We start from the raw sequence: 13,466 nt of genomic DNA on the forward strand, positions 1-13,466 counted from the left end.
GCGCAGCACTCGTCGTATTTCCCTGCATAAAGCTGGTCAAGTGCGCCGCCCATCGCTAGAATTGCGCACTTTTTGATCAGAGGCGTTCCAAACGCCCGTCTGTCGCCTTGCCGCCTTCGGCTGGAGGCGTCCCAAAACACCGAGGTTAGACATGTCCACCACTCCTGCGCCGGCCAATCCAAAAGTTGGCTTCGTTTCCCTGGGTTGCCCCAAAGCACTGGTCGACTCCGAGCGCATCCTTACCCAACTGCGCATGGAAGGCTATGACGTTGTGTCCACCTATCAGGACGCCGACGTCGTGGTGGTCAACACCTGCGGCTTCATCGACTCAGCCAAGGCTGAATCCCTGGAAGTGATCGGCGAAGCCATCAAGGAAAACGGCAAGGTCATCGTGACCGGCTGCATGGGCGTGGAAGAAGGCAATATCCGCAACGTGCACCCAAGCGTATTGGCCGTCACCGGCCCGCAGCAGTACGAGCAAGTGGTCAACGCCGTGCACGACGTCGTGCCGCCGCGTCAGGATCACAACCCGCTGATCGATCTGGTGCCGCCGCAAGGGATCAAGCTGACCCCGCGCCACTACGCGTACCTGAAGATTTCCGAAGGCTGCAACCACAGCTGCAGCTTCTGCATTATCCCGTCGATGCGCGGCAAACTGGTCAGCCGCCCGGTCGGTGATGTGCTCGACGAGGCTCAGCGTCTGGTCAAGGCCGGCGTCAAAGAGCTGCTGGTGATCTCGCAAGACACCAGCGCCTACGGCGTCGACGTGAAATACCGCACAGGCTTCTGGAACGGCGCGCCGGTGAAAACCCGCATGACCGAACTCTGCGAAGCCCTGAGCACCCTCGGCGTCTGGGTTCGCTTGCACTACGTTTACCCGTACCCGCACGTCGACGAGCTGATCCCGCTGATGGCCGCCGGGAAAATCCTGCCGTACCTGGACATCCCGTTCCAGCACGCCAGCCCGAAAGTCCTCAAAGCCATGAAACGCCCGGCCTTCGAAGACAAGACCCTGGCGCGGATCAAGAACTGGCGCGAGATCTGCCCGGACCTGATCATCCGTTCGACCTTCATCGTCGGCTTCCCCGGCGAAACCGAAGAAGACTTCCAGTACCTGCTGAACTGGCTGACCGAAGCGCAGCTGGACCGCGTCGGCTGCTTCCAGTACTCGCCGGTCGAAGGCGCACCGGCCAACCTGCTGGACGCGGCCATCGTGCCGGACGACGTCAAGCAAGACCGTTGGGATCGCTTCATGGCGCACCAGCAAGCGATCAGCTCGGCGCGCCTGCAAATGCGCATCGGCCGTGAAATCGAAGTGCTGGTCGATGAAGTCGACGAGCAAGGCGCGGTTGGCCGTTGCTTCTTCGATGCCCCGGAAATCGACGGCAACGTGTTCATCGACAATGGCAGCAACTTGAAGCCGGGCGATAAGGTCTGGTGCAAAGTGACCGACGCCGACGAATACGACCTGTGGGCTGAACAGATCTAAAACGTAAAAAACAAAAGCCCCGCTCTCTTGACGAGATGCGGGGCTTTTTTACGTCTATCGTTTTGTGAGAGAAAGAACTCGCGTCATTACGGGAACGGCTCTTAAAAAGAGAAGGAGCAATCGGGCATGCGCCAGCACTCGGTCATTCACACACCGAAACAGAGCGACTACGAAGAACTCACCCAAGTATGGGAAGCCTCGGTGCGCGCCACCCATGACTTTCTGCCCGACAGCTACATCGAACTGCTGAGGAATCTGGTGCTGACCCGCTACCTCGACGCGGTGATGCTGATCTGCACCAAAGACCCGCGCCAGCGCATCACCGGGTTCGCCGGTGTCGCAGCGGGCAAGATCGAAATGCTCTTCATCGATCCGGACCACCGCGGCAAGGGCCTGGGCAAGCAATTGCTGCGCTATGCCCTGGAACACCTGAACGCCGATCAACTGGACGTCAACGAGCAGAACCCGCAAGCCCTGGGCTTTTACTTCAAGCAAGGCTTCGAAGTGATCGGTCGCTCCGAGCATGACGGCATGGGCCAGCCCTATCCGTTGCTGCACATGCGTTTGCGGCAGGCGCAACAACGAACGCGCAACGGCTGACACAACATGAAACCCTTGTGGGAGCGAGCCTGCTCGCGAAAGCGGCCTATCAATCGACATTGATGTTGAAGCTGATGACGCTTTCGCGAGCAGGCTCGCTCCCACATTAAAAGCACATGCGGCAAATGGAGCCGCGATTAACCGGCGCCAGGCAGGTACAATGCCCACCCCTTTTTTGTTACGGCCCTGTCATGACTGACCCGATACGTCTCTCCAAACGCCTCATCGAACTCGTCGGCTGCTCCCGTCGGGAGGCTGAGCTGTTCATCGAGGGCGGCTGGGTCACCGTGGACGGTGAAGTCATCGACGAGCCGCAGTTCAAGGTCGACACCCAGAAAGTCGAACTCGATCCCGAAGCCAAGGCCACCGCGCCGGAGCCGGTGACCATCCTGATGAACGTCCCTGCGGGCATGGATGCGGAAACGGCCATGGCAACCATCAGCGCCGAAACCCTGAGCGAAGAGCACCGCTACGGTAAACGTCCGCTCAAGGGTCACTTCCTGCGCCTGACGGCCAGCGCCGACCTGCAGGCCAACGCCAGCGGTCTGCTGGTGTTCACTCAGGACTGGAAGATTCTGCGCAAGCTCACCGCCGACGCCAGCAAGATCGAGCAGGAATATGTGGTCGAGGTCGAAGGCGACATGGTGGCTCACGGCCTCAACCGCCTGAACCACGGCCTGACGTACAAGGGCAAGGAACTGCCGCCGGTCAAGGCCAGCTGGCAGAACGAAAACCGTCTGCGCTTTGCCATGAAGAACCCACAACCGGGCGTGATCGCCCTGTTCTGCCAGGCCGTCGGCCTGAAGGTCGTCGCCATCCGTCGCATCCGTATCGGCGGCGTGTCCATTGGCAAAGTGCCCGTGGGGCAATGGCGCTACCTGTCCGGCAAAGAGAAGTTCTAAGACTTTTCCCGCCGCCACACATTTCGGCGCCGCTGCTTATGCGGCGCCCACAGCTGAATATCAGGATTGCACACCATGATTCATAACGACGTACTGCGCAGCGTGCGCTACATGCTCGACATCAGCGACAAGAAAGTCATCGAGATCATCAAGCTCGGCGGCATGGACGTGTCCATGGAAGACCTGCTGACCTACCTCGACAAGAAAGAGGAAGACGAGGAAGGCTTCGTACGCTGCCCGGACGAGGTCATGGCGCATTTCCTCGACGGCCTGGTGATCTTCAAGCGCGGCAAGGACGAAAGCCGTCCGCCGCAGCCGATCGAAATACCAGTGACCAACAACATCATCCTGAAAAAACTGCGTGTGGCCTTCGAACTGAAAGAAGACGACATGCACGCGATCCTCAAGGCCGCCGAGTTCCCGGTGTCCAAGCCTGAGCTGAGCGCGCTGTTCCGCAAGTTCGGCCACACCAACTATCGCCCGTGTGGCGACCAGCTGCTGCGCAACTTCCTCAAGGGCCTGACCCTGCGCGTGCGCCCGCAGTAAATCGCCCACAAATCTGTAGGAGCACAGCTTGCTGGCGAAGGCGATCTTCAAGACGCCATCGCCAGCAGGCAGTTCAAGCTGTATAGACCCTCATTCCTCGCAAAAATAGTGGCTCCGCTTCTGGCGGCTGACGACTAGGGTGTACTGACCCTCAGCGCTCAGGATTCGCCATGCACCCGTATTTTTCTCTGGCAGGCCGCACCGCTTTGGTGACCGGCGGCACCCGTGGTATCGGCAAAATGATCGCCAAGGCTTACGTCGAGGCCGGCGCCACCGTGTACGTCTGCGCCCGGGATGCCGACGCCTGCCAGCAAACGGCTGATGAGCTGAGTGCGCTCGGTCGCTGCCATGCCGTGCCGGCCAATCTCGCCACGGAAGAAGGTGTGCTCCAGTTGGCCACACAACTGGGAGAACAGATCACCCAGCTGGATATTCTGGTGAACAACGCCGGCACCACGTGGGGTGCGCCGCTGGAGAGCTACCCGGTCAAGGGCTGGGAAAAGGTCATGCAGCTGAACGTAACGTCGGTGTTTAATTGCATCCAGCAGCTCTTGCCGCTGCTGCGCAAGGCCGGGTCCGAAGCGAATCCGGCGCGGATCATCAACATCGGTTCTGTGGCCGGGATTTCTTCCTTTGGTGAACAGGCTTATGCCTACGGGCCGAGTAAAGCGGCCTTGCATCAACTGTCGCGGATTCTGGCGCGGGAACTGGTGAGCCAGCACATCAACGTCAATGTGATCGCGCCAGGACGTTTCCCGAGCAAGATGACCCAGCATATCGGGAATGATGAGCAGGCATTGGCGGAGAATACGGCGTTGATTCCGATGAAGCGCTGGGGGCGGGAAGAAGAGATGGCGGCGTTGGCGATCAGTCTGGCGAGTACGGCTGGAGCGTATATGACCGGGAATATCATTCCTTTGGATGGCGGGTTTAGTCTCTGAGATTGGTGGTGCGGCCATCGCGAGCAGGCTCGCTCCCACAGGGGCCTGCTGTGATCACAACATTTGTGCCCGCCGCAAATCAAATGTGGGAGCGAGCCTGCTCGCGATGACGGACTGACAGGCGCCACCGATCTTCCGGTCGCTCGGGTTATCATGCCGCCCTAATCCCCCGCCTCGACCCCAAACCATGACCTACAGCGTTTCCCCCATCGGCTTCGTGCGCTCCTGTTTCAAGGAGAAGTTCGCCATCCCGCGCCAGCCACAACTGGCCCCGGCCGCCCGCGGCGTGCTGGAACTGGTGGCACCGTTCGATCAGGGTGACGCCGTACAAGGTCTGGAGCAGGTCAGCCATGTCTGGCTGCTGTTCCTGTTCCACCAGGCCCTGGAAGAAAAGCCACGCCTGAAAGTCCGCCCTCCGCGCCTGGGCGGTAATAAATCCATGGGCGTGTTCGCCACCCGCGCGACGCACCGACCCAATGGCATCGGTCAATCGGTGGTCAAACTGGACAGGGTCGAAGCCAATCGGCTGTGGATCTCTGGCATCGACTTGCTGGATGGCACACCGGTGCTCGACATCAAACCCTACGTGCCTTATGCGGACATCATCGACACGGCGTCCAACAGCATCGCCAGCGCCCCGCCAACACTGATTCCCGTGCAGTGGACGGACTCAGCGCTGCAACAGGCTCATGGCCACGCTCAGCGCCTTGATGAGCCCTTGGTCGAGCTGATCGAGCAATGCCTGGCACAAGACCCACGGCCGGCGTACCAGACGCCTGCGCCGCAAAGGGAATATGGCGCGCAGTTCTGGGATGTGGATGTGCGCTGGCATTACCCCACGCCTGACCTGATCCGCGTCCTTGAAGTCATCCCCGTCGCCAACGCGTAGGAGCTGTCGAGTGAAACGAGGCTGCGATCTTTTGATCCTGTTTTTTTAAAGCAACATCAAAAGATCGCAGCCTCGTTTCACTCGACAGCTCCTACAAGGTTTGTGTCGGGCACAAAAAAGCCCCCATTGCCTTCACAGGCAATGGGGGCTTTTCAGTCATGCGGGTTGCTTACTTCTCGACGAATGCACGTTCGATCAGGTAGTCACCCGGCTCGCGCATCCGCGGCGAAACTTTCAGACCGAAGCTGTTCAGCACTTCGCTGGTCTCGTCGAGCATGCTCGGGCTGCCGCACAGCATGGCGCGATCGTCCTGCGGGTTGATCGGTGGCAGACCGATGTCGCTGAACAGCTTGCCGCTGCGCATCAGGTCGGTCAGGCGACCTTCGTTCTCGAACGGCTCGCGGGTCACGGTCGGGTAGTAGATCAACTTGTCACGCAAAGCCTCGCCGAAGAACTCGTTCTGCGGCAGGTGCTCGGTGATGAACTCGCGGTAAGCGACTTCGTTGACGTAACGCACGCCGTGGCACAGGATCACTTTTTCGAAACGCTCGTAGGTTTCCGGGTCCTGGATGACGCTCATGAACGGCGCCAGACCGGTACCGGTGCTGAGCAGGTACAAATGTTTGCCAGGCTTCAAGTCATCCAGCACCAGCGTGCCGGTAGGCTTTTTGCTGATGATGATCTCGTCGCCTTCCTTCAGATGCTGCAACTGGGAAGTCAACGGGCCATCAGGCACCTTGATGCTGAAGAACTCGAGATGCTCTTCCCAGTTCGGGCTGGCAATCGAGTAAGCGCGCATAAGCGGGCGGCCGTTGGGCTGTTGCAGGCCGATCATCACGAACTGACCGTTCTCGAAGCGCAGGCCCGGATCGCGGGTGCACTTGAAGCTGAACAGAGTGTCGTTCCAGTGGTGAACACTGAGGACACGCTCGTGGTTCATGTTGCTCATGTACGTGGGACTCCTGGAGATTTTGCCTGCGCCGATGATGTGCGCAATTGCATCGCATTCTAATGGCAGCGACAATATCTGTTAAATGGATTATTAAGATAAGGGTTATCGGTTATATAGATATGCGATTTACTCTCCGTCAACTTCAAGTATTCGTCGCCGTTGCCCAGCAGGAAAGCGTATCCCGTGCGGCCCTGACGCTCAACCTCTCGCAATCGGCGGCGAGCACCTCGATCACCGAGCTAGAGCGTCAGTGCAGCTGCCAGCTGTTCGATCGCGCCGGCAAACGGCTGAGCCTCAACGCCCTCGGCAAACAGCTGTTGCCGCAAGCGGTGGCCCTGCTCGACCAAGCCAAGGAAATCGAAGACTTGCTCAACGGCAAGTCCGGTTTCGGCTCCCTGGCGGTGGGCGCGACCCTGACCATCGGCAATTACCTGGCCACCCTGCTGATCGGCAGCTTCATGCAGCATCATCCGGAAAGCCAGGTGAAGCTGCATGTGCAGAACACAGCCAACATCGTGCAACAGGTCGCGCACTATGAAATTGATCTGGGTCTAATCGAAGGCGATTGCAGCCATCCAGACATCGAAGTGCAGAGCTGGGTCGAGGATGAGCTGGTGGTGTTCTGTGCGCCCCAGCACCCGCTGGCCAAACGCGGCACAGCCAGCATGGAGGAACTGAGTCATGAGGCGTGGATTCTTCGTGAGCAAGGCTCGGGCACGCGGCTGACGTTTGACCAGGCCATGCGGCACCACCGCAGCGCGCTGAATATTCGCCTGGAGCTGGAACACACCGAAGCGATCAAGCGTGCGGTGGAATCAGGGTTGGGGATCGGCTGCATTTCGCGTCTGGCGTTGCGTGACGCCTTTCGCCGCGGCAGCCTGATGCCGGTGGAAACACCGGATCTGGACCTGGCGCGACAGTTTTATTTCATCTGGCACAAACAGAAATATCAGACGTCGGCGATGCGCGAATTCCTCGAACTGTGCCGCGCTTTCACCGCAGGGGTTCAGCGCAGCGACGAGATCGTCCTGCCCACCATCGCTTAAAGCAGAATCACCGCCCACACCAGGGCGATCATGCTCAACGCCACCAATTGAGCGGCGCTGCCCATGTCCTTGGCATTCTTGGACAGTGGGTGCAACTCCAGGGAAATGCGGTCGATGGCCGCTTCAACCGCCGAATTGAGCAACTCGACGATCAACGCCAACAGGCAGACCGCAATCAGCAGCGCCTGCTCGACGCGGCTGACGTTCAGGAAGAACGACAGCGGGATCAGAATGACGTTGAGCAACACCAATTGCCGAAAGGCCGCTTCACCGGTGAAGGCCGCGCGCAGGCCGTCCAGGGAATAACCGGAGGCGTTAAGGATGCGTTTTAGGCCGGTTTGGCCTTTGAAAGGTGACATAAAGTGGGCAACTGACCAAAAAGGAGTGGGAAAGCTAGATCAAGCAAAGTCAAAAAAGCGTGAACACGTAGTGCCTTAGTGGCTCGAAATTGACTCAAGTTGTTGCAGGAGCAGCGCCGCCTGAGTCCGGGTTCGTACATTCAGCTTACGAAAAATCGCCGTGACGTGGGCCTTGATTGTCGCCTCGGAAACGCTCAGTTCGTAGGCAATCTGCTTATTCAGCAAACCTTCACACACCATGGTCAACACCCGAAACTGCTGAGGTGTCAGGCTCGCCAGACCTTCGCTGGCCACCTTGGCTTCGGCGGAAACACTGACCGCTTCGAAAGCCTGGGGTGGCCAGAAAACGTCGCCATCGAGCACCGCCCGTACGGCTTTCTGGATAACACTCAGGTCACTGGACTTGGGAATGAACCCACTGGCGCCGAATTCACGGGACTTCACCATGATTGACGCTTCTTCCTGAGCCGACACCATCACCACAGGAATCTGCGGGTACTGACCACGCAACAGCACCAGCCCGGAAAAACCGTAAGCCCCTGGCATGTTCAGGTCCAGCAGTACCAGATCCCAATCGGCCTTTTCGTCCAGACGGGTTTCCAGCTCGGCAATGCTCGCCACTTCCACCAGACGGACATCCGGGCCCAGGCCCAGGGTCAACGCTTGATGCAGGGCGCTACGAAAAAGAGGATGGTCGTCGGCAATCAGGATTTCGTATGTGGCCATTTTTCAAATGATCCTGTTTTTCATGGGACACCCGATGCATTCAGGCCTCGCCAAAACAACTCGAGGTGCAGCCACGCAGCGGCACCAACAGGGCACGTTCAACGCCAATCACGTGGTTCTTCACGTAAAGAATACGGCGTATCAAACCTTGGCCGCGCCCTAATCGGCGCCAAGCATGCCCAGCGAAACCGGGGTGGTCAAGTTGCATGGCCCTGCCAGCCAGTCTGGTTCTTTTGCAGTATGGGCGACGCTCAGCAAACGATGGGCGCCACGCTCTGCACGAAGGGCATCAGCTCGGTGTGAGCCGGTGTTGCCACATTCATATCCAATTGATGTTTAGCGTCCAGGTAATGCTGGCTGAACACATCAAAATAAGCGTCCAGTGCCGATGCAGCCTCGGTATCACCGGCTAGATCGAGGCACAACGCCGCCACTTCGGCCGTGCACAGGTGCTCGCTGCGGGTGGACCTGCGTAACCGGTACCGCGAAAGCTTCTCGGGAAGCAGGCTCAGAATCGGGAACGCGTCGAAATAAGGGCTTTTACGGAAAATCTTCCGGGCTTCGGTCCAGGTGGCGTCCAGCAGAATGAACAGTGGCCGCTTGGCGCTATCGACCTCGACGCTGTGGGTAACTCGCTCGGGGGCTACGTATTCGCCGGGAAATACCAGGTAGGGCTGCCACTGCGGGTCGGCCAACAGTGCCAGCAACTGTTCATCGACTTCAGTACGCGACCAGATGAATGCATGGTTGTCACGCACCACATCGGCAATCAGCCAACCGGTGTTGCTCGGTTTGAACACTTCTTTGTTGGTCATGATCAGGCACACGCCGCTACGGGTGTCGACCTGCGGGCGCCAGGCACATAAACAGTGGCTCTCGATCACGCGGCAGGCACGGCAACGGGTTGCTCGCCAGCCACGGGCCTGAATCGGCTTGATGCCCGCCTCTTCACGCTCATCGCGCAAGCGGGCTACGGCGTTCACCGCAAAGGACGCTGGGGTAGGACTCATCGCGGGCAACGCCGTCGGCTAAGGGAAATCGACACAAAAAACACTCGGCAAGGCAGAAAGTGGTGGCAGTTTATCAGAGCGGCCAGCGCAAGCCTGTACCGTCCAGGCCACCTCCCCTATAATTCGCCGCCACTGAACGCACAGTCACGTGACAGGTCGAACCACCAGTCACTGAACCAGGAGAGTTTCATGCTGCGCCTTATCGTTCCCACCGCTGCCGTTTTGCTGGCGTCGTCCTTCAGCGCCCAGGCTGCTTCCCTGAAAGACATGGAACTGAGCAAAATGCTGCAAAACGTTGCTACTCAAAGCAGCGTCGGCACTCCACGGGCGATCAACGAAGACATTCTCGATCAGGGTTATACCGTCGAAGGCAAACAGCTGATCAACCATCTGAGCGTTCAAAGCAGCCACGCCGACAAGATGCGCGCCGATCCGAAAGCCGTGTACTTCCAGCTTGGCGCCTCTGTCTGCAGAAACGACGGCTTCCGTAAGCTGATGGCCAAGGGTGCGATCATGCGTTATGACTTCACCGAAGTGAAAACCAACCGCCCGGTTGGCTCCGCAAGCTTCCAGGAATCGGATTGCCCGAAAGCGACCCCGGCCCCGGCGAAGAAAAAGTAACTAGCGGGAAGTGGCGCGCCGCTGTTCATCCTCGGCGCGCAATTCTGCCAACAACGCCTGTAAATAGCGCGAACGCCGCTCCCCGCCCTCCAGGCGTCGACAGCACTCCTCTTCGAGACTCAAATGATGGGTCTCGGCCGATGCTTCCAGCAATCGATACAGTTGCGCATCGATCTCCAGAGTGACTCTGGGCATGGTTTCCCGCCTCCCTGCACGCATTGATCGTCGTTGATCACGCAAATCCCTGAATTGCTTGAACGTTGCGTCCTGCCATTGACGCAAAGTTGTCGTGTCACGCCTGTAACTTAGTAAATCAGAGCGCAGGACATACGGCTTGCGTTCAGACGAGCGGTGAAAGCACCTTGCAAATCGTCAATAAGCGGTTGCCAGGAAAGACTTTGCGGCGCAATGATCAAGCAGCGCAAATCGTTGCGAGGGTCTAAATTCAAAGTGTTCACGTTGATTTTTTTCAGGGCAGAAAAGGGGCTGCCCATTGCGCGTCTTATTGTGCGAACGTTTCTTTCATTCAAGGGATAAACAGAGCCCGTATGGATGGCTCGATTGCAAACGAGTCAGATGGAGCGCCCAGGCATGGGCTTGGGCAGACAGCGACACAAGGGGTGTCGCGGCACCGACGATTGTTTTGTCGGGCCGAGGGTTCTGTGCAGAAGGAGAAGTTGAATGCCTTACCAACCGAATGACCTCCTAAGCCGTCATTTTCAAGAAAGCGGCCACGACCTCACCAGCAAGGTCGAAGAACAACTCAACCTGGTTTCACCCAACAGCCCCAACATCCCGATTTACCGCGACATGATCCTCACTGTGCTGCGCATGGCTCAGGAAGATCACAACCGCTGGAACGCCAAGATCACCCTGCAAGCCCTGCGCGAACTCGAGCATGCCTTCCGTGTGCTGGAGCAGTTCAAGGGGCGACGCAAAGTCACCGTTTTCGGCTCGGCCCGCACACCGATAGAACACCCGCTTTATGGTTTGGCCCGAGAACTTGGCGCGGCCTTGGCGCGCTCGGACATGATGGTCATCACCGGTGCCGGTGGCGGCATCATGGCGGCGGCCCATGAAGGTGCCGGACTGGAACACAGCCTGGGATTCAATATCACCCTGCCCTTCGAGCAACATGCCAATCCCACCGTCAATGGCACCGGGAATCTGCTGCCCTTCCACTTTTTCTTTACCCGCAAACTGTTCTTCGTCAAGGAAGCCGATGCGCTGGTGCTGTGCCCAGGCGGATTTGGCACTCTGGATGAAGCGCTGGAAGTGCTGACCCTGATCCAGACCGGCAAAAGTCCGCTGGTGCCCGTGGTGCTACTGGACGCGCCGGGCGGCAAGTTCTGGCAAGGCGCGCTGGACTTCATTCACCATCAACTGGAGGAAAATCGCTACATCCTGCCGACCGACATGAAGCTGTTGAGCCTGGTCTACAGCGCCGAAGAGGCAGTGGAGCAGATCAACCAGTTCTACAGCAACTTCCACTCCAGCCGCTGGCTCAAGCATCAGTTCGTGATTCGCATGAATCACAAGCTCAGCGATCGGGCGCTCGAGCATATGCAGGAGGCATTCGCCGACCTGTGCCTGAGCGATCATTTCCATCAGCACGCCTACAGCGGTGAGGAGCACGACGAACCGCAGTTCAGCCATCTGGCGCGACTGTCCTTCACCTTCAACGCCCGTGATCATGGCCGTCTGCGGGAGTTGGTGGATTACATCAACCTGCCGGAAAACTGGGCCCAATCCAACCCCCAGGCGAAACAACGCACACGGGTACCGTACAAGGTGATGTGAGGCACAAAAAAACGGCCCGCTATCGAAATAGCGAGCCGTTTTATTTAATCGTCCATCCCTCGACCGCTGAACAACCGACCGATCATTTCCATGGAATAACCGCGATAGCTCAGGAACCTGCCCTGTTTGGCGCGTTCCCGGGCATCTATCGGTAAATGCCCCGAGAATTTGCGCCGCCAGGTGTCTTCCAGTTGTTCCTGCCAGTTGATACCGCTCTCGCGCAAGGCGAGTTCGATGTCGGTACGTTGCAGGCCGCGCTGGCTCAACTCTTCGCGAATTCGCAAAGGCCCATAACCGGAACGGGCACGGTAGGAAACGAAGCTCTCGAGGTAACGGGATTCGGACAGCAGGCCCTCTTCCGTCAAGCGGTCGAGTGCTGTATCGATCATTTCAGGGAGGGCGCCGCGCTGACGCAGCTTACGCGTCAGCTCGACTCGACCGTGCTCGCGTCGCGCGAGCAGGTCCATTGCGGTTCGCCGCACCGCGACGAGTGTATCGAGTACGGCGGTCATCGGATCAATCAGATGTCAGCGTCAGCCAGGTCATCAGCCGTCTCTTTGACCGGCGATGCTTTGACGTCCGGCGCTGGAGACAGCAACTTGTCGCGCAGTTGCTTCTCAAGTTTCGCGGCGATCTCCGGGTTGTCCGCCAGGAACTTGGCCGAGTTGGCCTTACCCTGACCGATCTTGGTGCCTTCGTAGGCATACCATGCACCGGATTTCTCGACAAAACCGTGCAGAACACCCAGGTCGATCATCTCACCGTTGAGGTAGATGCCCTTGCCGTAAAGAATCTGGAACTCGGCCTGACGGAACGGCGAAGCCACCTTGTTCTTCACGACTTTGACGCGGGTTTCGCTACCGACGACTTCATCACCTTCTTTCACCGCGCCAGTACGGCGGATGTCCAGACGAACCGATGCGTAGAACTTCAGCGCGTTACCACCGGTGGTGGTTTCCGGGCTGCCGAACATCACGCCGATCTTCATGCGGATCTGGTTGATGAAGATCACCAGGCAGTTGGCGTTCTTGATGTTACCGGTGATTTTACGCAGCGCCTGGGACATCAGACGGGCTTGCAGGCCCACGTGCATGTCACCCATTTCGCCTTCGATTTCAGCCTTTGGCACCAGAGCCGCCACGGAGTCGACGATGATCACGTCAACCGCGTTGGAACGCACCAGCATGTCGGTGATTTCCAGGGCCTGCTCACCAGTGTCCGGCTGGGAGACCAGCAAGTCATCGACGTTGACGCCCAGTTTGCCGGCGTACTCAGGGTCGAGAGCGTGTTCAGCATCGACGAATGCGCAGGTCGCGCCGGCTTTTTGAGCCTGGGCGATCACCGACAGCGTCAGGGTGGTTTTACCGGAGGATTCAGGACCGTAGATCTCAACGATACGGCCTTTTGGCAGACCGCCAATGCCGAGCGCGATGTCCAGACCCAGAGAGCCAGTGGAAATGGCCGGGATCGCCTGACGGTCCTGATCGCCCATACGCATTACGGCACCCTTGCCGAATTGACGTTCGATCTGACCCAGGGCCGCAGCCAAGGCTTTCTTCTTGTTGTCGTCCATTAAAGTCCTCAC

The 13,466-nt window shown here is 58.6% G+C and carries 16 protein-coding genes; 9 read left to right on the forward strand and 7 right to left on the reverse strand.

The features are described from left to right. Window positions 1–151: 151 nt before the first annotated feature. The 6 genes from rimO (at window position 152) to tsaA (ending at window position 5,367) form a co-directional block, all read left to right on the forward strand. Window positions 152–1,489, forward strand: coding sequence for a 30S ribosomal protein S12 methylthiotransferase RimO (gene rimO / locus KGB14_RS03430; protein ID WP_008072723.1), 1,338 nt, complete (start codon window positions 152–154; stop codon window positions 1,487–1,489). A 126-nt stretch (window positions 1,490–1,615) separates the two neighbouring features. Next, window positions 1,616–2,089: a GNAT family N-acetyltransferase gene (locus KGB14_RS03435; RefSeq protein ID WP_223484104.1), complete on the forward strand. Its 474-nt coding sequence runs from the start codon at window positions 1,616–1,618 to the stop codon at window positions 2,087–2,089. Window positions 2,090–2,280: 191 nt separating this feature from the next. After that, the gene (locus KGB14_RS03440) at window positions 2,281–2,991 is read left to right on the forward strand and encodes an rRNA pseudouridine synthase (protein WP_223484105.1); all 711 of its coding nucleotides are present in this window, start codon (window positions 2,281–2,283) and stop codon (window positions 2,989–2,991) included. Between the two features lie 75 nt (window positions 2,992–3,066). Then, window positions 3,067–3,537 carry a DUF1456 family protein gene (locus tag KGB14_RS03445; RefSeq protein ID WP_223484106.1) on the forward strand — a complete coding sequence of 157 codons (471 nt, stop codon included), beginning with the start codon at window positions 3,067–3,069 and terminating at the stop codon, window positions 3,535–3,537. A 170-nt stretch (window positions 3,538–3,707) separates the two neighbouring features. Then, complete coding sequence (locus tag KGB14_RS03450) at window positions 3,708–4,478, forward strand: SDR family oxidoreductase (protein ID WP_223484107.1); 771 nt, start codon at window positions 3,708–3,710, stop codon at window positions 4,476–4,478. Window positions 4,479–4,665: 187 nt separating this feature from the next. Beyond that, window positions 4,666–5,367 carry a tRNA (N6-threonylcarbamoyladenosine(37)-N6)-methyltransferase TrmO gene (gene tsaA, locus KGB14_RS03455; RefSeq protein WP_223484108.1) on the forward strand — a complete coding sequence of 234 codons (702 nt, stop codon included), beginning with the start codon at window positions 4,666–4,668 and terminating at the stop codon, window positions 5,365–5,367. Between the two features lie 169 nt (window positions 5,368–5,536). Here the strand turns inward: tsaA and fpr are convergent, their stop codons facing one another. Then, on the reverse strand, window positions 5,537–6,316 hold the full coding sequence (gene fpr / locus KGB14_RS03460; protein ID WP_003443014.1) for a ferredoxin-NADP reductase: 780 nt from the start codon (window positions 6,314–6,316) through the stop codon (window positions 5,537–5,539). 122 nt (window positions 6,317–6,438) lie between these two features. On the opposite strand from fpr, the gene KGB14_RS03465 reads away from it, so the two are divergent. Further along, on the forward strand, window positions 6,439–7,365 hold the full coding sequence (locus KGB14_RS03465) for a LysR family transcriptional regulator (protein WP_223484109.1): 927 nt from the start codon (window positions 6,439–6,441) through the stop codon (window positions 7,363–7,365). Here the strand turns inward: KGB14_RS03465 and KGB14_RS03470 are convergent. The 3 genes from KGB14_RS03470 to KGB14_RS03480 all read right to left on the reverse strand — a co-directional run bounded on the left by KGB14_RS03470 (window position 7,362) and on the right by KGB14_RS03480 (window position 9,460). Next, complete coding sequence (locus KGB14_RS03470) at window positions 7,362–7,724, reverse strand: diacylglycerol kinase (protein ID WP_008153979.1); 363 nt, start codon at window positions 7,722–7,724, stop codon at window positions 7,362–7,364. The genes KGB14_RS03465 and KGB14_RS03470 overlap by 4 nt on opposite strands. 75 nt (window positions 7,725–7,799) lie before the next feature. Continuing rightward, window positions 7,800–8,450 (reverse strand): response regulator transcription factor ErdR, encoded by a 651-nt coding sequence (erdR, locus tag KGB14_RS03475; RefSeq protein WP_223484110.1) that lies wholly within the window; start codon window positions 8,448–8,450, stop codon window positions 7,800–7,802. A 251-nt stretch (window positions 8,451–8,701) separates the two neighbouring features. After that, entirely contained in the window at window positions 8,702–9,460 is a 759-nt protein-coding gene (locus KGB14_RS03480) for a tRNA-uridine aminocarboxypropyltransferase (protein WP_223484111.1), read from the reverse strand. 189 nt (window positions 9,461–9,649) lie between these two features. On the opposite strand from KGB14_RS03480, the gene KGB14_RS03485 reads away from it, so the two are divergent. Next, the gene (locus KGB14_RS03485) at window positions 9,650–10,081 is read left to right on the forward strand and encodes a quorum-sensing-regulated virulence factor family protein (protein ID WP_223484112.1); all 432 of its coding nucleotides are present in this window, start codon (window positions 9,650–9,652) and stop codon (window positions 10,079–10,081) included. Here the strand turns inward: KGB14_RS03485 and KGB14_RS03490 are convergent, their stop codons facing one another. Then, the gene (locus tag KGB14_RS03490) at window positions 10,082–10,276 is read right to left on the reverse strand and encodes a hypothetical protein (protein ID WP_223484113.1); all 195 of its coding nucleotides are present in this window, start codon (window positions 10,274–10,276) and stop codon (window positions 10,082–10,084) included. Between the two features lie 486 nt (window positions 10,277–10,762). Here KGB14_RS03490 and KGB14_RS03495 point away from each other — a divergent pair, with 486 nt between their 5' ends. Then, window positions 10,763–11,881 (forward strand): TIGR00730 family Rossman fold protein, encoded by a 1,119-nt coding sequence (locus KGB14_RS03495; RefSeq protein WP_223484114.1) that lies wholly within the window; start codon window positions 10,763–10,765, stop codon window positions 11,879–11,881. A 44-nt stretch (window positions 11,882–11,925) separates the two neighbouring features. Here KGB14_RS03495 and recX read toward each other — a convergent pair whose 3' ends face one another. Both recX and recA read right to left on the reverse strand, forming a co-directional pair. Continuing rightward, complete coding sequence (recX, locus tag KGB14_RS03500) at window positions 11,926–12,393, reverse strand: recombination regulator RecX (RefSeq protein WP_223484115.1); 468 nt, start codon at window positions 12,391–12,393, stop codon at window positions 11,926–11,928. A gap of 8 nt (window positions 12,394–12,401) precedes the next feature. Continuing rightward, on the reverse strand, window positions 12,402–13,454 hold the full coding sequence (gene recA / locus KGB14_RS03505) for a recombinase RecA (RefSeq protein WP_008072704.1): 1,053 nt from the start codon (window positions 13,452–13,454) through the stop codon (window positions 12,402–12,404). Between the last annotated feature and the right edge of the window lie 12 nt (window positions 13,455–13,466).

Origin of the sequence: Pseudomonas sp. A-RE-19 (genome assembly GCF_019956555.1) — a bacterium.
Lineage (GTDB): Bacteria > Pseudomonadota > Gammaproteobacteria > Pseudomonadales > Pseudomonadaceae > Aquipseudomonas.